The organism is Nitrospirota bacterium (assembly GCA_040757335.1).
Taxonomy (GTDB): domain Bacteria; phylum Nitrospirota; class Nitrospiria; order 2-01-FULL-66-17; family 2-01-FULL-66-17; genus JBFLXB01.
Genome location: JBFLXB010000033.1, coordinates 21925 through 41426, shown reverse-complemented (window position 1 = coordinate 41426; position 19502 = coordinate 21925). Strand labels below are relative to the sequence as shown.

Below are 19502 nucleotides of genomic sequence, written 5' to 3'. Positions count from 1 at the left end.
GCCGGAGCAGGCGACACGGGCGCTGTCCGCCGACCAACCCAACGGCCAGTCCCCGGTGCCTACGGCCCGTGGGATTCTTCCGGGATGGATTGATGGTTCGACAAGTCATTTTTTCAGCACCCTGCTAAGAGTGTAAGAGTCGCGACAACTCGGCGAGGTCGGAAACGGTCTGGTGGCCGCTCTGCAACGCCTCGCCCGATCCGTGCCGGTACCACACCGCCGTCAATCCCGCGTGGGACGCGCCCACCACATCCAACTCGAAGTTGTCGCCCACGAACAACGCATCCCCAGCGGCGATTCCCAGCCGCTCGATTGCGGTCAGAAACATCGTCCGATGAGGCTTCCGCCAACCGATCTCACTGGAAATGATCACGGTCGCAAGGTAGGGGTCGAGCCCGTCCCGCGCCAAGATATCGCGAACCGTGGGTGCGTGGTCGAAATTCGTGACGACCCCGAGGCGATAGCGCGCGGCGAGCGTCGCCAACACCCGAGGATGGTGCTCCGGTGTCACCAAGGCCTCGGCCAGGCGGGTCATGTGGGCCTCCACCAATCGCGTGGCGTCACGAGGTGAGGCGGCCAAGCCGAGCCGATCCAGCACCAAGCGAAACCGCTCTTGTGAAGTGACTTCCCGGTGATCAAGATCGCGCTGGGCAGCGATCTCCGAGGTCACCGCTTTCAGGCAGCTGAAAAACCCATCGAAGTCCACCGGCGGCGACGGTCCGATGGCGGCGTAAATGGCCTGCGCCGTCGTGCGTGTGGGTTGGTTGTCGATCTCAATGAGAGGCAGGCGCTCGGCGTCGAAGTGCACGAGCGTGTCGCAGAGATCGAACAGAACGGCGCGGAAGTGGGGCATAGCGCGGGACCCTCGCCCCGTGCGCAAGGAGCCCTTCCTGGACGGGCTCAACTGGCCGAATGCTCGGGCAGGTCCCTAGTTGAGTTGCTCGATCGCCTCTTTGACCAGGCGCTTCGAGTCGGCGTCGGTCAGATTTCGGCGGATCACCCGTTCGGTCGCGGCCAGCACCAGGTCTACGGCCTGCTCTCTGAGCTCCTTGCTCAGGCGAAGGCGCTCACGCGCCATCTCGTCACGCGCCGCGGCCAGCATGCGATCGGTCTCTTCCTTGACCCGGCGCTGGTTCTCGTCGGACGCCTGTTGCGCCTGCTTGCGCGCCTGGTCGAGCAGGGCCGTGGCTTCCTGTTGCGCGGCCTTGAGTTTGGTCTGGTACTCGGCAAGGAGCTGTTCCGCTTCCTTGCGGGCCTGCTCGGCCTTGGCCAGATTCTGCGCAATCGTGCGCTCGCGCGCGTCCAACATCTCCGTGATCGCCGGAAACGCGTAGCGCTTCAGCAAGAAGAGGAGAATCGCGAACGAAACCGCAGACCAGAACAGCAGCGGCGTCAGAAAGTGGGTGTCGAATTGAGGCATGGATTATCCGCGCAGGCCCATGATGATGAACGCGATGACCAACCCATACAACGCGATGGCTTCCACCAGGGCGAAGCCGATCCACATGTATTTGCCGACCCTAGCCTCCGCCGCGGGCTGCCGCGCCGTGGATTCGATCATTTTCCCGAAGATGTAGCCGATCCCGATGCCCGCGCCGCCGAATCCCGCGGCCGCGATTCCCATGCCCAACAACGCTGCTGCCGATGCATCCATCGTGTGCTCTCCCTTCCGTGCAGTGAACGGTTAGTGCAGTTTAACAGCGTCTCCCAAATAGACGCACGTCAAAATCGTGAAAATATAGGCCTGAATGAACGCCACGAACACCTCCAAGCCGTAGATCGCCACCGTGAACCCGAACGGCAGCCAGCCGATATAGATCGGCGCCGTCATCATGAGCGAAAAGAGCACGATCAGGATGATATGACCCGCGGTCATGTTGGCAAAAAGCCGGACCGCCAAGGTCACGGGCCGCGCGAGCTGGCTGATGATCTCGATCGGAACCATCAACGGCAACAGCCATCCTGGTGTACCCGCCGGCGCCAGGATGGAAAAAAAGTGCGTGCCGTGCAGGACAAAGCCGACAATCAGACTCATCACGTAGACGACCAGCGCGAAAAAGCCCGTGACCATCAGTTGGCTGGTCACGGTGTACGCGCCGGGGATCAACCCCAATAGATTGGCGAACAGCACGAAGAAGAACAGCGTGGCGATGAAAGGAAAGAACTTGTGGCCGAGCGGGCCCATGTTCTCCACGGCCAACCCGCGCAAGAACTCCACGGCCACCTCGGCGATGTTCTGGACGCGGCGGGGCACCAAGCTGCGGCCTTGCGTAGCGACGTAGAAGAAGAGAAAAACCAGGCCGCAGGCGATCCACATCATGATGATCGCCTTGTTGATGGAGATGTCGAGCCCGAACAGCGAGAGCGGGACCAGCGGGTGCAGCTCAAAGTGATGCAGCGGATTTTCCATGCCTACAGGTTCTTAGCCATCCGAAAGATCGCCAGGATACCGGCGGTCGCGCCTAAAAACACCCCGACGATCAAGAGCCACGGCCCGGTACCCAGCCATTGGTCCAACAGGTAACCCAGACCTGTTCCCACCACCGTGGCCGCTACCAGCTCCACGCCCACTCGACCGGCCAACGCCAAACCCTTGCGGAACGCGTCGTCCTCGGCCATCGGGCGCCCCTTAAAGGTCGGTACTGTAACGGAAAGCTTCGCAGCGAGTCAAGCGCGGCACTTGTCAGTCGCCGATCCTCTGCTATCTTCCGAGCATGCTCCGCGTGATCGTCCTCACCCTCGTCGGGTTGTCGCTTTCAGCCTGCGCAGGATCCCCGCTCCCCAAAGAAGCCCGCGGCAAGCCCGGACTCGATTATGACGCTCTCATGGCCGCTCCCGCGCGGCCTGTCTCTGATGTCCGCAAGCAAGTGATCGAAACCGCCACGGCGCTGGTGGGCACGCCGTACAAGTTCGGGGGCACCACCCCTGCGGGCTTTGATTGCACGGGATATATACGGTACGTCTTTCGCAAAGCCGCCGGGCTCACGCTTCCGCGCACGTCGATTGACCAAATCCAGTACGGCGAACCGCTCTCGCCCAGACAGCTTCAGCCTGGAGATCTCGTGTACTTTCGCATCGACCGCAAAAAAGACCTGCATCTGGGGATCTACCTGGGCAACGGCCGGTTCATCCACGCGCCCAGTTCGGGCGGCGTGGTCAACGTGCAGAGTTTGGAGAAGGACTACTGGCGGACGCGCTTCTTGGGCGCGCGCCGGGTGCTGACTAGCTAACGCGGAAACGCGTCTTTTACCCCGCCATCAACCGGAAGAACGGATCCGGTCGTCTTGGACGAGCGGTTGGACGCGAAGAACAGCACGGCTTCGGCTACGTCCTGCGGCAGGATCTTCGCCCCCAAGAGGTTTCGCTTCGCGTAAAAGTCTTCGACCTGATCGATCGAAATTCCGTGCGCCTTGGCGCGTTCGGCCCGAATCTCGGGCGACCATAACCCTGAATTGAGGAAGACCGCGTCGGGGTTGATCATGTTGACGCGGATCCCGTAGCGGGCGTTCTCGATCGCCATGATCTTGGCCAGTTGGTTCTGCGCGGCCTTGGACGCGGAATACGCCCCGAAGTCTTGGCCCGGGGAAAGGACGTTCTTGGTGGAGATGACCACGATCGCCCCACCAATCCCCTGCGCCCTCATGATGCGGATCGCCTCTTGCGACGTCAGCAAGTGGCCGGTGGCGTTGACCGCCACCGACCGTTCCCAGTCGGCGCGCGAAAGCCGGTCGACCGGCGCGCAGTGCGCGATGCCGGCGTTGGATACGAAAATGTCGAGGCCCCCGAAGGTGAGCACGGTTTCGGCGAAGGCGCGACGCACGGAGCGCTCGTCCGTGACGTCCATCTCGATCCCGACGGCGTGGCCGTCCCCGAAGCGCCGGTTGTACTCTTCCGCGAGCTTGCGCGTGGCGTCGACATCCACGTCGGTCATGGCCGCGACCGCGCCTTCGGCCAGGAGGCGCTCGGCAATGGCGCGGCCGATTCCCCCGGCCGCGCCGGTGATCAGCGCGATCCGCCGGGACAGGGTTTTTTCCGGCGGCGCGAGGGTCAGCTTAAAGTTCTCCATGGGCCAGTACTCGAAATCGCACAGGTCGCGTGGCGGAAGGGGCCGATATCCGCCCAGCGCCTCCGCGGCGCGGATCACACCCATCGTGTGCAGGTACAGGTCGCGCGCGATCATGGTTTCGCGACGATTCTTTCCGGTCGTGAACATTCCCACGCCCGGGATCAGGATGATCCGCGGATTCGGATCACCCATGGTGACGCCCGGCGCCCTGTATTTGGCGAAATACTGCGCGTAGCGAGTCCGGTAGCGCTCCAACGCCCTGGGCAGTTCGAGGAGGAGCGTTCGTTCATCGCGCGACGCCGCGCGGTCCACGGCAAGCGGCCAAGGTTTGGTGTAGAGCAGATGATCCGGGGTGAAGGGACCGGTCAGGGTCTTGGGGTCGGCGCTGTGCGTGAACTCCAGCACCTCGGGCCGGTCGTCGTACAACAGCACGACGGGTTTGGCACGGCTGACCTCCCCCCGCAGCACCGGCGCAATCACTGCCGCGACCTCGCGGCGGCGCAACGCCGCGGCGCGTATCGGCGCCCGTGGACGCAGGCGGCGCGGTTGCTTGGCCCCGATGTACCGCTCGGCCATGGTGACGTACTTGATCGTGTCGAGATACGCGGCCTTGGCGGATTCGCCCCAGGTGATGAGCCCGTGTTTGTCGAGGATCACGGCACGCGCGTTCGGACGCCGCTTCACGGCCTCGCCGGTGCGTTTGGAGAGCAGAAATCCCGGGCGGAGATAGGGTACCACCACGATCTCCTCCCCGTAGATCTTGCGGATGACTTCCTGGCTGTTCGGGACGTCGGTCAACGTACAGATCGCGTCGGCGTGGGTATGGTAGATGTGCGTCGCCGGGATGAAGGCGTGCAGGAGCGTTTCGATCGACGGCTTGGGCGCCCCGGGCTCCAGCGTGGACTTCGCCTGGTACGCGACCATGTCCTCGTCCGTCATGGCCTGCCGACTGATCAGCGGCAACAGGTCGTCCAATCGCAGCGGCGTAAACTGCTGCGCCGTGATCGTCTTCATGTCCGAGCCGCTGCCTTTGATGTAGAGGATGCGCGTGGATCGTCCCGCGTGGTCCTTGCCCGTCACCTTGGCCGATGAGTTCCCCCCGCCCCAAAGCACCAGGTTGGGACTGGCCCCGATCAGGCGGGAGGTGTAGACGAGCACATCCAGACCGTCCAATCCGCGGGCATCGCGATCCGACCAGAGGCTCTTCATGGGGTAAGGCCGGGTCGGCGGGGTGGAGTCATTTGGTGACCGCGGCGGCGGCTTTCATCTCCCGAACCGCCTGCTCCACGCCGACCAGCGCGGCCCGCGCCACCAGCGCGTGTCCCACGTTGAACTGGGTGATCTCCGGCACCGCGGCCAGCGCGCGGATCGCATCGGCGGTCAATCCGTGGCCGACCTGCACTGGTATGCCCAATTTGAAGGCGAGTTTTGCGGTGGTGGCGATCTGTTCCTCCCACGACCGTCGGTCGGCCGGCGTCTTGGCGGATCGATACGGCGTGGCGTTGAGTTCCACCGACAAGCCCGGGTGGCCCAAGCGGTGGCAGGCCTTCACGTCATCGACCAAGGGCTGGATCAGGAGCGTGACCGGGATGCCCGCTTGCACCAGTGTCGAGGCGGCGTGGGCCACGACGTCGCGTTTGCCGATCATATCCAGCCCCGCCTCGGTGGTCAGCTCCATGGGCTGCTCGGGAACCAACGTGACCCTCGCCGGCCGCAGCTCCACGGCGAACTTGAGCATCCGATCCGCGAGAGAGATTTCCAGCGTGACGCGGGACGGCGCCACCTGTTGCAGCGCGTACAGGTCGCGATCCTGGATGTGGCGTCGGTCCTCCCGGAGATGCGCGATGATCCAGTCGGCTCCACCGAGCTCCGCCAACAGAGCGGCCGCCGCCACGTTTGGTTCCACGCCCCCGCGAACCTGGCGGAGCGTGGCGATATGATCGACTTTGACTCCCAGTTGCGCCATACGAGCAGCGAGTCCCCCGCCGATTGCGCGGCATTGTGGCACCGGCCCGGATGAAAAATCAAGCGAAATCCCTTGGAGGCATACCCGAACGTTCGCGGAACTGCCGGAAAAATGAGGGCTTTCTCCATATGGACGGGCGTTCTCGGTTTGACAAAGTCCGGGCCTTTCCGTATCATGAGGCGCATCATTTCCATGGGGGATGGCGGCCGTCTTTCCACGGCGGCGCACGACATTCAGAGGACCGGTGGACGCATTTTCGCGCATCGCACGCCTCCCGCCGTACGTCTTCAGCATCGTCACTGCGATGAAGACCGAGGCGAGGCGACGAGGGGAGGATATTCTCGACTTCGGGATGGGGAACCCGGACACGCCCACGCCCCGCCACATCCAAGACAAGCTGATCGAGTCCGTGCGCAACCCCAAAAACCACCGCTATTCGCTCTCGAAGGGGATCCCCAAGCTGCGCGAAGCCATGGCAGCATGGTATCAGCGTCATTACGACGTCAGCGTCGACCCCGAGACCGAGGTGATCGTCACCATCGGCTCCAAAGAAGGCCTCGCCCACTTGGCGCTCGCCATGGTCGAGCCCGGCGATGTCGTGCTGACACCCAGTCCCACCTATCCGATCCACTTTTACAGCGTGATCATCGCCGGCGGGCAGGTCAAGAGCATCCCGTTGCGGGGCGATTCGGATTTTTTCGAAGACATGACCGCGGCGTACAAACAAACGTGGCCGCGACCCAAGATGCTGATCGTCAATTTCCCCCACAACCCCACCACCCGCGTGGTGGACCTGGGCTTTTTCAAGCAGGTGGTCGACTTCGCCACCGAAAACAACCTGCTCGTGGTCCACGACCTGGCGTACGCCGACCTGGTGTTCGACGGCTACCGCGCACCCAGTTTTTTGCAGGTGCCCGGGGCCAAAAACGTCGGCGTGGAGTTTTTCACGCTGTCCAAGAGCTACAGTATGCCGGGGTGGCGCGTGGGGTTCTGCGTGGGCAATCGCGAGATGGTCGGGGCGCTCGGCAAGATCAAGAGCTACCTGGACTACGGCGTGTTTCAGCCGGTGCAGATCGCCGCCACCGTGGCGCTGAATGGGCCGCAGGACTGCGTGGCGGACATCGTCGAAACCTACCGCAAGCGCCGCGACGTGTTGGTCAACGGTCTGAACCGCATCGGCTGGCCGGTTGACAAGCCGCGCGCGACCATGTTTGTGTGGGCCCCGATCCCCGAACCCTTTCGCCACATGGGCTCATTGGAGTTCGCGAAGCTGTTGCTGACCGAGGCGAAGGTCGCGGTCTCGCCGGGAATCGGCTTCGGCGAATACGGCGACGACGGCGTGCGTTTCGCATTGGTGGAAAACGAACACCGGACCCGGCAGGCGATCCAAGGCCTCAAGCGGGTGTTGCGTCATAGGTAAAACCGTCCCGGCCCGAGCGCCGGGCAAGCATTCGGTGAATTCCTCACGCCTCGCACTGCGACGATGATCTCTCGCGTTGGTATCGGCATCTTGGGGTTCGGTACGGTCGGCTCCGGAGTGGTCAAACTCTTGCTGCACAACGCCGACGTGCTGGGGCGGAGGATCGGGGTTCCGTTGGAGCTGGTCAAGGTTGCGGACTTGGACATCCGACGCGACCGCGGGGTCGCGTTGCCTCCGGGGCTGCTCACCACCGATGCCGCCGAGGTCATCAACCATCCCGATGTCCAGATCGTCGTGGAATTGATCGGTGGCATCGAGCCCGCCAAACGGTATCTGCTCGACGCGATGGCGCGGGGCAAACACATCGTCACCGCGAACAAGGCGCTGCTCGCGGCCTCCGGCGAGGAGCTGTTCGCGGCCGCGGCCGCGCGAGGGGTGGATTTTGAGTTCGAGGGTGCGGTCGGGGGCGGCATCCCGATCATCCGCGCGCTCAAAGAAGGGCTCTCCGGCAACCGGATCGAATCGATTTACGGGATCATCAACGGCACGTCGAACTTCATCCTGACCAAGATGACCGACGAACGCAAAGCCTTCGGGGACGTGCTGGTTGAAGCGCAACAGGCCGGCTACGCCGAAGCCGACCCCACGAGCGACGTCGAAGGACACGACTCCGCCAACAAACTCGCCATCCTCGTGTCGCTCGCGTTCGGCACCCCGGTTACGCTCAAAGAGATCTACACCGAGGGCATCACGGCCGTGACGCCGTTGGACATCGAATTTGCACGCGAGTTCGGGTATCGGATCAAGCTGCTGGCCATCGCCAAGGCGCAACCGGACGCAATCGAAGCCCGAGTGCACCCCACCATGATTCCGGAAGAGAACCTGCTGGCGCAGGTGGGCGGCGTGTTCAACGCCATCTACGTGGTCGGCGACTTCGTGGGACAGACCTTGTTCTACGGCCGGGGCGCGGGGGATCACCCCACGGCCAGCGCCGTGGTCAGCGACCTGGTCGCGATCGCCCGCAACATCCGCCACGACGCCGCGGGTCGGGTGCCCCCGACCTCGTACGACGGCCCGGGTCGACGCCCGCTCCGCTTGCTGGCAATGGAAGAGATTTCGAGTTTGTATTACCTGCGTTGCTCGGTGTTGGACAATCCCGGCGTGCTGTCGGCGATCTCCGGCGTGCTGGGCCAATACAACATCAGCATCTCCTCGGTCCTCCAAAAAGGCCGCAAGGCCGGCGGGGCCGTCCCCGTGGTCATGATGACCCATCGCGCGCTCGAGCGCGACGTCCGGCGCGCATTGGCCGAAATCGATCGGCTGCCGGCGGTGGTCGACAAGACCGTGTTGATTAGAGTGGAGGATGAGGGAGACTAACGTGACCCGCTGGCGAGGCGTCATCGAACAGTATCGCGAGCTGCTGCCGGTGACCGACCGCACGCCGATCGTCACGCTCAACGAGGGCAACACCCCGCTCATCGAGACCAAGAACCTCGCGGCCGCGATCGCGCCGGCGTTGCGTCTGTTCCTGAAATTCGAGGGCGCGAACCCCACCGGCTCGTTCAAAGACCGCGGCATGACGCTCGCCATTTCCAAGGCGGCCGAGGCCGGCGCCGACGCCGTGATCTGCGCGTCCACCGGCAACACGTCGGCGTCCGCCGCGGCGTACGGAGCCCGCGCCGGGATGCGGGTGTTCGTGCTGATTCCCGAGGGCAAGATCGCAATGGGCAAACTCGCCCAGGCCATGATCCATCGCGCGCGGGTGATCCAGGTGGAGGGCAACTTCGACGAGGCGTTGGCCATCGTCAAAGGCGTGGCGGAGCGGTATCCCGTCACGCTCGTCAACTCGATCAATCCCTTCCGCCTGGAAGGCCAGAAGACCGCGGCGTTCGAGGTGTGCGATCAATTGGGCGGCGCGCCCGACGTCCACGTCCTCCCGGTCGGGAACGCGGGCAACATCACGGCCTATTGGCGCGGGTATCGGGAGTACCATGCGTGTGGCCGCGTTGATCGGTTGCCGCGTATGATCGGCTTTCAAGCCGCGGGGGCGGCGCCGATCGTGCTCGGACACGTGGTTGAGAAGCCGCGGACCATCGCCACCGCGATTCGCATCGGGAACCCCGCGAGCTGGAAAACCGCGGTGGAGGCCGCGGCCGAGTCCAAGGGGCAGATCGACCTGGTGACCGACGACGAGATCATCGAGGCCTATCGAATGATCGCGGGGCTCGAAGGCGTGTTTTGCGAACCCGCGTCCGCGGCGTCGGTGGCGGGTGTGATCAAGCTCAGCAAGGCCGGCTACTTCCTGGGCGGGGAAACCGTCGTGTGCACGCTCACCGGCCATGGGCTGAAGGACTCCGATATCGCGATGAGCGTGTCGCAGAAGCCCACCACGATCAAGGCACGGCTGGAAGACGTGGTCAAAGTTTTGGGATATTAGGTCTCGTCCGAGTATTGGGCGAGCGAAGCCTGTTCAGGAATGCGGCAGATGCAAGGCGGAGCGAGAACCGGACCTGTAGGGGCGTATTGCAATACGCCCCTACGAAGACGTGAGGAGCGGACGCGCAGCGACAACGCCGCAGATGGCCGTTCATGGACAGGCGCTAGCGAGGAGGCATAAGGGCCAGCCATGAAATACCTGGTGTTGCTCGCAGACGGGATGGCCGACCTGCCCATTCCGCGGTTGAATAACCGGACACCGCTGGAGGCGGCCAAAACGCCGAACCTGGATGCTTTGGCGCATCAGGGCGAGGTGGGCCTGGTGCGGACCACGCCGCAGGGCTTGATGCCCACCAGTGAAGCCACCAATCTGTCGATCCTGGGGTACGACCCGAAGAAATATCCCCAACTGGGACGCTCCCCGCTCGAAGCGGCGAGCCTCGGCGTCGCCGTGGGCAAAGACGACGTCGTGTTCCGCTGCAACCTGGTCACGCTCAGAGACGAACAGCGGGGGTACGACATCGAGCGCTTGGGCCCCCACGTCGTCCTGGAAGATTCCAGCGCGGGTCACGTCAGCTCCGATGATTCGCGCGAGTTGATTCAAGAGCTCAACAGCCAACTTGCCACCGAGTTCCTGCAGTTCTACGCAGGCGTGAGTTACCGACACCTGATGGTCTGGATCGGCGGCCGCTCGCGCGTGACGTGTGTGCCGCCTTATGACCTCGCCGGCAAACCCGTCACCGGCGGGCTGCCGACCGGTGACGGTGCCGACATGTTGCGCAAAGTCATGGAGAGCGCGGTGGCTGTCCTCGCGCTGCACCCTTTGAACATCGAGCGCGTGGATCAGGGCCTCAAGCCCGCCAACGGGATTTGGATCTGGGGCCAAGGGAAGGCCGCGGAACTGACGCCGTTCGTCGACCGCTTCGGCAAACGGGGCGCGCTGATCGCCGCGGTGGACGTGATGAAAGGCCTTGCATTGGCCGTGGGTCTGGACGTGATCCACGTGCCTGGAGCCACGGGTTATTTGGACACGGACTACGAGGGCAAGGTGGACGCCGCGGTCCAAGCGTTGAAGGACCACGACCTCGTCGTTCTGCACGTGGAGGCTCCGGACGAGGCCAGCCACAACGGCGACCTGGACGCGAAGATCCGCGCGATCGAGGATTTCGACGCTCGCGTGGTCGGCCGGATCGTTCAAGCCACGGCCGGCGAGCCGGCTTTGTGCGTTCTGGCGCTGTGCGATCACGTCGCCCCGGTATCCACCCGATCGCACACTCCCGATCCCGTTCCCTACGTGTTGCACCAACGCGGCGGCGCGCCGCAGGCCCACACGGGCACCGCGGACTCGTTCAACGAACGCGCAGCCAAAGCGAGCGGAAAACTCATCCCCGACGGGCACCGGTTGATGGAGTATTTCCTGAAGGGATGATGATGGTGCTGAAGGGAAACCTCGTTGTACGTTGACCGTTCGCCGTTGCTCGGCATCCGTCAGTCACGAACAACTGTCAACGAGCCACGGATAACGATTTCTCGCTGACTCATGGCGTTAATCGTTCAGAAATACGGCGGGACGTCGGTCGGAACGCCCGAACGCATTCAGGCGGTGACCGAACGCGTGATCCGCACCAAGAAAAGCGGGGACGACGTGGTAGTGGTCCTCTCCGCGATGAGCGGCGAGACCGACCGGCTCCTCGCGCTCGCTCACGCCATCAGCCCGAACCCTGATGAACGCGAGTTGGACATGTTATTGTCCACGGGTGAACGCGTCACCATCGCGCTGCTCGCAATGGCGCTCAGCGAGCGGGGGTATCCCGCTCGTTCATTCACGGGTCGGCAGGTGGGAATCGTGACCAACGCCGTACACACCAAGGCGCGCATCGAGCACGTCACCGGGGAGCGCGTGCGCGAGGCCTTGGCTGAGGGCGTGATTCCGGTAGTCGCCGGGTTTCAGGGGATCAACGAGAAATCCGATGTGACCACGCTGGGCCGGGGCGGCTCGGACACGACGGCCGTGGCTCTGGCCGCCGCGCTCAAGGCCGACCGGTGCGACATCTATACCGACGTGGACGGCGTGTACACCACCGATCCCAACATCGTGCCCGGGGCCCGTCGGCTCGAGAAAATTTCCTACGAGGAAATGCTCGAGATGGCGAGCCTGGGCGCCAAGGTGCTCCAGACGCGGTCCGTGGAGTTCGCAATGAAATACCAGGTTCCGGTCCGCGTGTTGTCCAGTTTCACCGAGTCCCCGACCGGAACGCTCGTCACGAAGGAGGATCGCGAAATGGAACAGGTCGTGGTTTCCGGCGTCACCTACGACCGCAATCAAGCCAAGATCACGCTCCTGGGCGTGCCGGACCGCCCCGGCATTGCGGCGCGGCTCTTCGGCGGCATCGCCAAAGAAAACATTGTCGTCGACATGATCATCCAGAACATCAGCCAGGATGGTCTGACTGATATCTCGTTCACCGTCCCCACCGGAGACGCGAAGAAGGCGGTGGCGTTGGTCAAAACCCTCGCACGCGAGATTGGGGCCAGGGATGTCGAGTTGTCCGAAGGCATCGCGAAGGTGTCGATCGTCGGGGTCGGCATGCGTTCGCACTCCGGCGTCGCCGCGACCATGTTCGACACTCTGGCGCGGGAAGGGATCAACATCATGATGATCTCCACCAGCGAGATCAAGATCTCCTGCGTGGTGGATGCGAAGTATGTCGAATTGGCGGTCCGCGCGCTGCACCAAGCCTTCGGCCTCGGGGAGGCAGCCCGTCCATGAGCGGCCATCTGCGGCGTTGCCGCTGCGCTCCGGTGCTCACGTACGCACACAGTACGCTGCGCTCCGGTGCTCGCGGCGCCTTGCATCTGGCGCGCTCCTGAACGGGCTCCGCTTCGCGGTGTGAAGCAATGAAGAAACCACAAGAACATTTGATCGAACTTTACGACACCACGCTGCGCGATGGGGCGCAGGCGGAGGACATTGCGTTTTCGGTCGAGGACAAGCTGCTGATCGTCCAGAAGCTCGATGAGCTGGGCATTCCCTACATCGAAGGCGGGTGGCCGGGTGCGAATCCAAAGGACGCGGAGTTCTTCAAAGAGGTCCGTCGGCTCCCGCTGAAACAGGCCCAGATCGCGGCGTTCGGCGCGACGCGGCGCGCCAAGCACCGCGTCCAGAAAGACCCGTCCATGCAAGCGCTCCTCGACGCGCAGACCCCCGTGATCACGATCTTCGGGAAGAGTTGGGATCTCCACGTCACCGAAGCGCTGGGCGTGTCGCTCAAGAAGAATCTGGAGCTCATCGGCGACTCGGTGGCGTATCTCAAGGCCAAGCGCAAGGTGGTGGTGTACGACGCCGAGCATTTCTTCGACGGCTACAAGGCCAACCCCGAGCACGCGTTGGCCACGATCGAGCGCGCCCGGTCCGAGGGCGCGGACCGCATCACGCTCTGCGACACCAACGGCGGCACCATGCCGTGGGAGGTCGCGGAGATCGTAGCGACCGTGGCCCGCACAATCAAGGCTCCTCTGGGCATCCACGCCCACAATGACGCCGAGGTGGCGGTGGCCAACTCCTTGGTGGCCGTGGAGCAGGGCGTGGTCCAGGTACAGGGGACGATCAACGGGTTCGGCGAGCGTTGCGGCAACGCCAACCTCTGCTCGCTGATCCCCAACTTGCGCCTCAAGCTGGGCCGGCCCGTGGTGAGCGACGCGCAGTTGTCGCACCTGACCGAGACCGCGCGCTACGTCTACGAGATCGCCAACCTCCCCGCCAACACGCGGCAGGCCTACGTGGGCGAGAGCGCCTTCGCGCACAAGGGCGGGGTGCACGTGCACGCGGTCCGCAAGAAAGCCCAAACCTACGAGCACGTGCCGCCCGAGGTGGTGGGCAACCGCCGTCGGATCCTGGTGTCCGACGCGGCCGGGCGCGGCAGTCTGCTGGAGAAGGCTGCCGAATACGGGATCAACGTCGCGGCGGCGGACCCGCGGCTCCACGACCTGCTCGCCACGCTGAAGGAACTGGAGCGCCAGGGGTATCAGTACGAAGGCGCGGACGGTTCGTTCGAGTTGCTCATGCGCAAGGCGCTCGGCACGCACCGGCGGTTTTTTGATTTGATCGGCTTTCGCGTCATCGTGGAGAAACGCCGCGAGGCCGAGGAGCCGCTCTGCGAAGCCACCATCATGTTGCGCGTGGGCAACGACATCGAGCACACGGCGTCCGTGGGCGCCGGACCCGTCAATGCCCTCGACCACGCGTTGCGTAAAGCGCTGGAGGGATTCTATCCGCAGCTTCGGCAGGTCCGTCTCTTGGATTACAAAGTGCGGGTGCTGTCGGGGCAGGACGGCACCGCGTCGCGGGTGCGCGTGTTGATCGAGTCCGGCGACCACGAGCGCAAATGGGGCACGGTGGGCGTCTCCTCCAACCTGATCGAGGCGAGCTGGCAGGCGTTGGTGGACAGTATCGAGTACCGGTTGCTCCGCGGCGGCACCGCGCGGACCTGATTTTCGAGTAACCAGTTGATTTTCCTTGACTTTAGGACACCGTTTCGTTAGGGTGGCCGTAATTTCGGGAGCGGATGGCGTTCGTGGCGTGAGGCGCGGGGCGTTGGAGCAGGAGCCATGAGAAAGGCCGACATCGCGACTGAGGTGTATGAAAAGCTGGGAATCCCGAAAAAGGATGCCTCCGACATCTTGGAGTTGATGCTGGATTCGATCAAGGGCGTGCTTCAGAAGGGCGAGACTGTGAAGATCGCGGGGTTCGGCAACTTCGTGGTGCGCCACAAACGCGCCCGGAAGGGCCGCAACCCCAAGACCGGAGAAGAAATCGGCATCACCCCGCGGAAGGTCGTGACGTTCCGGCCCAGCCAGGTGTTCAAACGCTACGTCAACGACGCGCAGTCGGGCGACGGCAAACCCGGATCGTCCGAAGAGACCGATACCGAACAGGTCGACGCGCCATGAGCGCTCCGGATCGATCATCAGCGTCCCCGGTCACCGGTAGTTCGCGCGGGAAACGAGCGATCGGCGCACTATCGAGCGACAGACTCTTCTACAAGATCGGCGAGGTCAGCCGACTCACGGGGTTGGAGTCGTACGTTCTGCGGTACTGGGAAACCGAGTTTCCGGTGCTGCGGCCCCGAAAAAGTTCGGGAGGGCAGCGGGTGTATACGAAGAAGGACGTGGACCTCGTGCTCCAGATCAAACGGATGCTGTACGAACAGGGGTTCACGATCGCCGGCGCGCGTAAGCGACTGCGCGGCGGCGGACAGGCCGACCCGGTGGAAAAACGCGCGCTCCTGGGCCAGATTCGCGGGCAACTGCAGTCGATCTTGGATGATCTGAAGTCGTGCGCGCCGCGCCCCGTGTCCGCCAAGCCAGGTGCGGAGCACGAGGGGCGCGGGCGATCATAACATCTTCACGGGGGATTCGGGGCGTAGCGCAGCCTGGTAGCGCACTCGCTTGGGGTGCGAGTGGTCGCTGGTTCAAATCCAGTCGCCCCGACCATTGCTTCGCCACCTGGTCGGTGAGTGGAACTACTTGTATTCCGCGCCTTACCAGGCGCGGTGCAGGTTCTCGCTTGCGTAGCCAAACGCAGGCGCGGTCTCCAGCGCCGAGGCTTGGAGAGTGTTTCGGTTTAGGACATTCTGCATCGCGTTTTCGTGACGCCACGTAGGCGCGGCATTCCAGCGCCGAGGCTGCGAGTTCCGTGGCCTCGGCTGTTTTCTTTCTGCAGACGGAGTGTGTCTCCAAGGCTTTAGCACGACGCCGGCTTTGCTCATGTCCTCCAAACCCAGAATCCTGATCTCCAACGACGACGGTGTGCACTCCTTGGGCCTCAAACGCCTGGCCGAAGCCTTGCGTGCGATCGGAGACGTCACGGTCGTGGCCCCCGACGGCGAGCGCAATGCCGCCAGCCACGCCATCACGCTGCACAAACCCCTGCGCGTCACTCAGCTCGCGGACGGCGTCTACAGCACCAGCGGCACGCCCACCGACTGCATCAACCTGGGAGTCATCACCATCCTCAAGGAGCGGCCCGCCTTGGTCGTCTCCGGCATCAACTTGGGTGAGAACCTGGCCGACGACGTCACCTATTCCGGCACGGTTTCGGCAGCCATGGAAGGGACGCTGTTGGGCATCCCCTCGATCGCCGTCTCGCAGGCCGGCGAGGGCGCCTTCCAGTTCGACGCGGCCGCGGAGGTGGCGGTGCAGCTGGCCGAGGCCGTGTTGGAACAGGGTCTCCCCCGCGATACGCTGCTCAATGTGAACGTCCCGGACCTGAAATCTGCCGACGTCCGCGGGGTCAAGATCACGCGCCTGGGCCGCCGCTCCTACGACGCCAACGACATCATCGAAAACAGAGATCCGCGGGGCCGCAAATACTACTGGATCGGGGGGAATCGGATGTTCGGAGTCGAAAACGAGGGCACCGACTTCGGGGCCGTGCAGGCTGGCTACATTTCCGTGAGCCCCGTGCACCTTGATTTGACCAACTATTCCGCCCTGTCCACGCTGGCGACGTGGGAGCCTCGGCTGTCGAGGTCCGCGGCGCGGCGGGCCCGATAAGGAGCGCCGCCGCGTCGCTCCGGTCAACGCGACCTCCCGTGGACTTTGATCGTCTGAGAGAGCGCATGCTCGCCGAGCAACTGGAAGCGCGGGGTATTTCGGACCGGCGCGTGCTCGTCGCCATGGGAGGGGTGCCGCGGCATCTCTTTGTGGAGTCCGCGCTGGCCGACCGCGCCTACGAGGATCGGGCGTTGCCCATCGGCGAGCGCCAAACCATTTCGCAGCCCTACATGGTGGCGCTCATGACGCAGGCGCTGGCCCTGACCGGGTCGGAGCGGGTGTTGGAAGTCGGCACCGGCTCGGGCTATCAGGCCGCGATTCTGGCTCACCTCGCCTCACGCGTGTATTCGGTAGAGCGCATCAAACCTCTGGCCGACCGCGCGCGCGAGTTGCTCGATCGCCTCAAGCTGTTCAACGTGGTCATCAAGGTGTTCGACGGCTCGTTCGGTTGGCCGGAGGAAGCGCCGTTCGACGCCATCCTCGTCACGGCCGGCGCGCCCGCCGTCCCGCAGCCGTTGATCGACCAACTCAAAGAGGGCGGACGGCTCGTGGCCCCGGTGGGCGACCGCCAGGACCAACGGCTCATCAAGGTGGTGAAACGCTCGAGCGGCGTGCAGACCACCGTGCTGACGGACTGCGCGTTCGTGCCCCTGATCGGCACGCACGCTTGGCCGTCCGATGCGGCCGTGTCGGCGATTGCCTCTTTCGGTCGAGGCCTCGCGTGAGCCGTTCTCCGCGGCCCGACCTTGCGCTGCGTCTCTACAACACCATGACCGCGGCCAAAGAGCTCTTCCGCCCCCGCGTCCCGCGCCACGTGGGAATGTACGTATGCGGCGTGACCGTGTACGACCTCTGCCACATCGGCCACGCGCGCAGCGCCATCGTGTTCGACGTGCTCCGGAGATATCTGGAGTCTCGCGGGCTGATCATCACCTACGTCCGCAATTTCACGGATATCGACGATAAGATTCTTCACCGCGCGCAGCGCGACGGCATCGGGTGGCGCGAAGTGGCCGAGCGCTACGTCGCGGAATACTACCGCGACATGGACGCGCTGGGCGTGCGCCGCGCCACCGTGGAACCCAAAGCCACCGACCACATCGCGGACATGCTCGCGCTCATCACCGGCCTGGTCGAGAAGGACAAGGCGTACGTCGAGGGCGGCGACGTGTTCTTCCGCGTGGCCAGCTTTCCCACCTACGGCCGGCTCTCCCGCCGCCGCCTCGATCAGTTGCGTGTCGGCGCGCGCGTGGAGGTGGACGAGCGCAAACGCGACCCCTTGGACTTCGCGCTCTGGAAAGCCTCCAAACCCGGCGAACCCGCGTGGGACAGCCCCTGGGGTCCGGGCCGGCCTGGCTGGCACATCGAGTGCTCCGCCATGGCCATGGCGCACCTGGGCCCCACCATCGACCTGCACGGCGGCGGCCAGGACCTGACGTTCCCGCACCACGAGAACGAGATCGCGCAGTCGGAAGGCTTCAGCGGCGTGCAATTCGCGCGCTGCTGGATGCACAACGGCTTCGTCACGATCAACGAGGAGAAGATGTCCAAGTCATTGGGCAATTTCTTCACGATTCGCGAAATCCTGGACAAGTCCCCGTGGGAACAGCCGGTGACCGCTGAAGCCCTGCGCTACTTGCTGCTGGGAACGCATTACCGCAGCCCGATCGATTTTTCCGACGAAGCGCTGCGCGGCGCCAAGGCAGGGTTGGACGCGTTTTACGACCTGCTCGGGCGGTTACGCGAGCGCGAGGGCAAGGCCGACCGCGGCCAAGGCAACGAAATCGCGCGTCCGGTACTCGACGCCATCGAGGACCAATTCAACGCCGCCATGGACGATGACCTCAATACCGCACAGGCCATCGGCGCCCTGCACCACGCCAGGACCGAACTCAACCGCGCGTTGGGGCGAGGCATGTCGGAAAGCATGGCTCGCCAGGCGGAGAAGACCCTTAGAAAGCTCGCTAACGTGCTTGGCTTGGACTTTCAGGCCGCGCGACGCGGCGAGATTCGCGCTGGCACCGGTCGCGCCGCCGGAAAGTCAACGGCAATAGGGATCAGCTCTGCCAGCGTCGACACACTGTCGGACACCGAGATCGCAACGCTCGTCGAAGCCCGCAACGCGGCAAGGGCCCGTCGCGATTGGGCCGCGGCCGACGCGATCCGCAAGCAGCTCGCGGACGCGGGCGTGACCATCGAAGACCGGCCCGACGGCACCACACGCATCAAGCGGTGAGCAGCCAGCGTGAAGAGACCGTCTGCGGCGTCAACGCCGTCCTGGAAAGCCTCAGAGCCGGACGCTCGTTCCGTCGGATCCTGATCCAACGCGGCCGCCGCGGCAACGAGATCGACGAGATCGAACGTGCTGCGCGCGAGCGCGGCATTCCCGTCCACCATGAACCCCGCGAGGCGCTGGAGCGCCTGGCCGGGACACCCAAACACCAGGGCCTGGTCGCGTTCCTGACCCAAGGCCTCTACCGCCCGTTCGAGGATCTCCTGGCTGACGCCGCGCAGCGCCCCGGCGGCCCGTTCTTGGTCGTGCTTGACGGCGTGGAAGATCCGCGCAACCTGGGCGCCATCGCCCGCACCGCCGAAGCCGTGGGCGCGCACGGCTTGGTCGTCCCTCAACGTCGTTCAGCCGGCGTCACCGCGGTCGCGATGAAAGCCTCGGCCGGGGCGCTCAGCCACCTGCCCGTGGCTCAAGTCGTGAATCTCGCTCGCGCAATGGAGCAGATGAAGTCCGCAGGCTGCTGGCTGGTGGGGCTTGATGCGAAGGGAGAGTCACTCTACACCGCGATCGACTACCGCTCCCCCCTCGCCATCGTGGTAGGCCACGAAGGCGAAGGCCTGCGCGCCTCCACGCTCAAGGCGTGCGACTTCCGCGTGCGCGTGCCCATGCAGGGACGCGTATCGTCGCTCAACGTGTCGGTGGCCGCCGCGGTGGTGCTGTACGAAGCGCTGCGGCAACGGGCTGGCGCATCCCCCTAGATGATCGCGGCTCGACAAACGAGCACTTCAGCGCGCGCCTCGCGGCCGCCATACAGGCTCGGCCCACCGAC

Annotated in this window: 20 protein-coding genes and 1 tRNA gene; 14 read left to right on the top strand and 7 right to left on the bottom strand. The window is 64.4% G+C overall.

All coding sequences use genetic code 11. From position 1 onward, the window contains the following. Nucleotides 1-124: 124 nt before the first annotated feature. From AB1451_14695 to AB1451_14675, 5 genes are all read right to left on the bottom strand, one after another. A complete protein-coding gene (locus AB1451_14695; protein MEW6684144.1) occupies nucleotides 125-853 on the bottom strand; it encodes an HAD family hydrolase in 729 nt (242 codons plus the stop codon). A 75-nt stretch (nucleotides 854-928) separates the two neighbouring features. Beyond that, on the bottom strand, nucleotides 929-1420 hold the full coding sequence (gene atpF / locus AB1451_14690; GenBank protein MEW6684143.1) for a F0F1 ATP synthase subunit B: 492 nt from the start codon (nucleotides 1418-1420) through the stop codon (nucleotides 929-931). Nucleotides 1421-1423: 3 nt separating this feature from the next. After that, nucleotides 1424-1654, bottom strand: a complete 231-nt coding sequence (gene atpE / locus AB1451_14685) for an ATP synthase F0 subunit C (GenBank protein ID MEW6684142.1) — start codon at nucleotides 1652-1654, stop codon at nucleotides 1424-1426. A 30-nt stretch (nucleotides 1655-1684) separates the two neighbouring features. Beyond that, nucleotides 1685-2410, bottom strand: a complete 726-nt coding sequence (locus tag AB1451_14680) for a F0F1 ATP synthase subunit A (protein MEW6684141.1) — start codon at nucleotides 2408-2410, stop codon at nucleotides 1685-1687. A gap of 2 nt (nucleotides 2411-2412) precedes the next feature. Then, nucleotides 2413-2619, bottom strand: coding sequence for an AtpZ/AtpI family protein (locus AB1451_14675; protein MEW6684140.1), 207 nt, complete (start codon nucleotides 2617-2619; stop codon nucleotides 2413-2415). A 104-nt stretch (nucleotides 2620-2723) separates the two neighbouring features. On the opposite strand from AB1451_14675, the gene AB1451_14670 reads away from it, so the two are divergent. Beyond that, on the top strand, nucleotides 2724-3230 hold the full coding sequence (locus AB1451_14670; GenBank protein ID MEW6684139.1) for a C40 family peptidase: 507 nt from the start codon (nucleotides 2724-2726) through the stop codon (nucleotides 3228-3230). Here AB1451_14670 and rhaD read toward each other — a convergent pair. After that, a complete protein-coding gene (gene rhaD / locus AB1451_14665) occupies nucleotides 3227-5275 on the bottom strand; it encodes a bifunctional rhamnulose-1-phosphate aldolase/short-chain dehydrogenase (protein MEW6684138.1) in 2049 nt (682 codons plus the stop codon). The genes AB1451_14670 and rhaD overlap by 4 nt on opposite strands. Nucleotides 5276-5303: 28 nt before the next feature. Next, entirely contained in the window at nucleotides 5304-6032 is a 729-nt protein-coding gene (locus AB1451_14660; protein MEW6684137.1) for a pyridoxine 5'-phosphate synthase, read from the bottom strand. A gap of 244 nt (nucleotides 6033-6276) precedes the next feature. Here AB1451_14660 and alaC point away from each other — a divergent pair, with 244 nt between their 5' ends. From alaC to rlmB, 13 genes are all read left to right on the top strand, one after another. Then, nucleotides 6277-7452 carry an alanine transaminase gene (gene alaC / locus AB1451_14655; GenBank protein MEW6684136.1) on the top strand — a complete coding sequence of 392 codons (1176 nt, stop codon included), beginning with the start codon at nucleotides 6277-6279 and terminating at the stop codon, nucleotides 7450-7452. 63 nt (nucleotides 7453-7515) lie between these two features. Beyond that, nucleotides 7516-8829 carry a homoserine dehydrogenase gene (locus tag AB1451_14650; protein ID MEW6684135.1) on the top strand — a complete coding sequence of 438 codons (1314 nt, stop codon included), beginning with the start codon at nucleotides 7516-7518 and terminating at the stop codon, nucleotides 8827-8829. Between the two features lies 1 nt (nucleotide 8830). Continuing rightward, a complete protein-coding gene (gene thrC / locus AB1451_14645; GenBank protein MEW6684134.1) occupies nucleotides 8831-9889 on the top strand; it encodes a threonine synthase in 1059 nt (352 codons plus the stop codon). Nucleotides 9890-10078: 189 nt separating this feature from the next. Next, nucleotides 10079-11317 (top strand): cofactor-independent phosphoglycerate mutase, encoded by a 1239-nt coding sequence (locus AB1451_14640; GenBank protein ID MEW6684133.1) that lies wholly within the window; start codon nucleotides 10079-10081, stop codon nucleotides 11315-11317. 111 nt (nucleotides 11318-11428) lie between these two features. Further along, on the top strand, nucleotides 11429-12658 hold the full coding sequence (locus AB1451_14635; protein MEW6684132.1) for an aspartate kinase: 1230 nt from the start codon (nucleotides 11429-11431) through the stop codon (nucleotides 12656-12658). A 128-nt stretch (nucleotides 12659-12786) separates the two neighbouring features. Then, nucleotides 12787-14379 (top strand): citramalate synthase, encoded by a 1593-nt coding sequence (gene cimA, locus AB1451_14630; protein MEW6684131.1) that lies wholly within the window; start codon nucleotides 12787-12789, stop codon nucleotides 14377-14379. Between the two features lie 117 nt (nucleotides 14380-14496). Then, nucleotides 14497-14838 carry an integration host factor subunit alpha gene (locus AB1451_14625; protein ID MEW6684130.1) on the top strand — a complete coding sequence of 114 codons (342 nt, stop codon included), beginning with the start codon at nucleotides 14497-14499 and terminating at the stop codon, nucleotides 14836-14838. Further along, entirely contained in the window at nucleotides 14835-15287 is a 453-nt protein-coding gene (locus AB1451_14620) for a MerR family transcriptional regulator (protein ID MEW6684129.1), read from the top strand. The genes AB1451_14625 and AB1451_14620 overlap by 4 nt, the downstream gene beginning before the upstream one ends. Before the next feature lie 17 nt (nucleotides 15288-15304). Beyond that, nucleotides 15305-15381, top strand: a tRNA-Pro gene (locus AB1451_14615). Between the two features lie 273 nt (nucleotides 15382-15654). After that, the gene (gene surE, locus AB1451_14610) at nucleotides 15655-16443 is read left to right on the top strand and encodes a 5'/3'-nucleotidase SurE (protein ID MEW6684128.1); all 789 of its coding nucleotides are present in this window, start codon (nucleotides 15655-15657) and stop codon (nucleotides 16441-16443) included. 38 nt (nucleotides 16444-16481) lie between these two features. Next, entirely contained in the window at nucleotides 16482-17168 is a 687-nt protein-coding gene (locus AB1451_14605) for a protein-L-isoaspartate(D-aspartate) O-methyltransferase (GenBank protein ID MEW6684127.1), read from the top strand. After that, nucleotides 17165-18679 (top strand): cysteine--tRNA ligase, encoded by a 1515-nt coding sequence (gene cysS / locus AB1451_14600; protein MEW6684126.1) that lies wholly within the window; start codon nucleotides 17165-17167, stop codon nucleotides 18677-18679. The genes AB1451_14605 and cysS overlap by 4 nt, the downstream gene beginning before the upstream one ends. After that, the gene (rlmB, locus tag AB1451_14595) at nucleotides 18676-19431 is read left to right on the top strand and encodes a 23S rRNA (guanosine(2251)-2'-O)-methyltransferase RlmB (protein ID MEW6684125.1); all 756 of its coding nucleotides are present in this window, start codon (nucleotides 18676-18678) and stop codon (nucleotides 19429-19431) included. The genes cysS and rlmB overlap by 4 nt, the downstream gene beginning before the upstream one ends. Nucleotides 19432-19502: the final 71 nt, after the last annotated feature.

What these genes read in the sequence shown, in the direction of transcription:
- AB1451_14660 (MEW6684137.1), bottom strand. Translation starts at nt 6,032, where the DNA reads ATGGCGCAACTGGGAGTCAAAGTCGATCATATCGCCACGCTCCGCCAG.
- atpF (MEW6684143.1), bottom strand. Translation starts at nt 1,420, where the DNA reads ATGCCTCAATTCGACACCCACTTTCTGACGCCGCTGCTGTTCTGGTCT.
- AB1451_14635 (MEW6684132.1), top strand. Translation starts at nt 11,429, where the DNA reads ATGGCGTTAATCGTTCAGAAATACGGCGGGACGTCGGTCGGAACGCCC.
- AB1451_14620 (MEW6684129.1), top strand. Translation starts at nt 14,835, where the DNA reads ATGAGCGCTCCGGATCGATCATCAGCGTCCCCGGTCACCGGTAGTTCG.
- atpE (MEW6684142.1), bottom strand. Translation starts at nt 1,654, where the DNA reads ATGGATGCATCGGCAGCAGCGTTGTTGGGCATGGGAATCGCGGCCGCG.
- surE (MEW6684128.1), top strand. Translation starts at nt 15,655, where the DNA reads ATGTCCTCCAAACCCAGAATCCTGATCTCCAACGACGACGGTGTGCAC.
- cimA (MEW6684131.1), top strand. Translation starts at nt 12,787, where the DNA reads ATGAAGAAACCACAAGAACATTTGATCGAACTTTACGACACCACGCTG.
- AB1451_14680 (MEW6684141.1), bottom strand. Translation starts at nt 2,410, where the DNA reads ATGGAAAATCCGCTGCATCACTTTGAGCTGCACCCGCTGGTCCCGCTC.
- AB1451_14640 (MEW6684133.1), top strand. Translation starts at nt 10,079, where the DNA reads ATGAAATACCTGGTGTTGCTCGCAGACGGGATGGCCGACCTGCCCATT.
- AB1451_14625 (MEW6684130.1), top strand. Translation starts at nt 14,497, where the DNA reads ATGAGAAAGGCCGACATCGCGACTGAGGTGTATGAAAAGCTGGGAATC.
- rhaD (MEW6684138.1), bottom strand. Translation starts at nt 5,275, where the DNA reads ATGAAGAGCCTCTGGTCGGATCGCGATGCCCGCGGATTGGACGGTCTG.
- AB1451_14650 (MEW6684135.1), top strand. Translation starts at nt 7,516, where the DNA reads ATGATCTCTCGCGTTGGTATCGGCATCTTGGGGTTCGGTACGGTCGGC.
- AB1451_14675 (MEW6684140.1), bottom strand. Translation starts at nt 2,619, where the DNA reads ATGGCCGAGGACGACGCGTTCCGCAAGGGTTTGGCGTTGGCCGGTCGA.
- AB1451_14695 (MEW6684144.1), bottom strand. Translation starts at nt 853, where the DNA reads ATGCCCCACTTCCGCGCCGTTCTGTTCGATCTCTGCGACACGCTCGTG.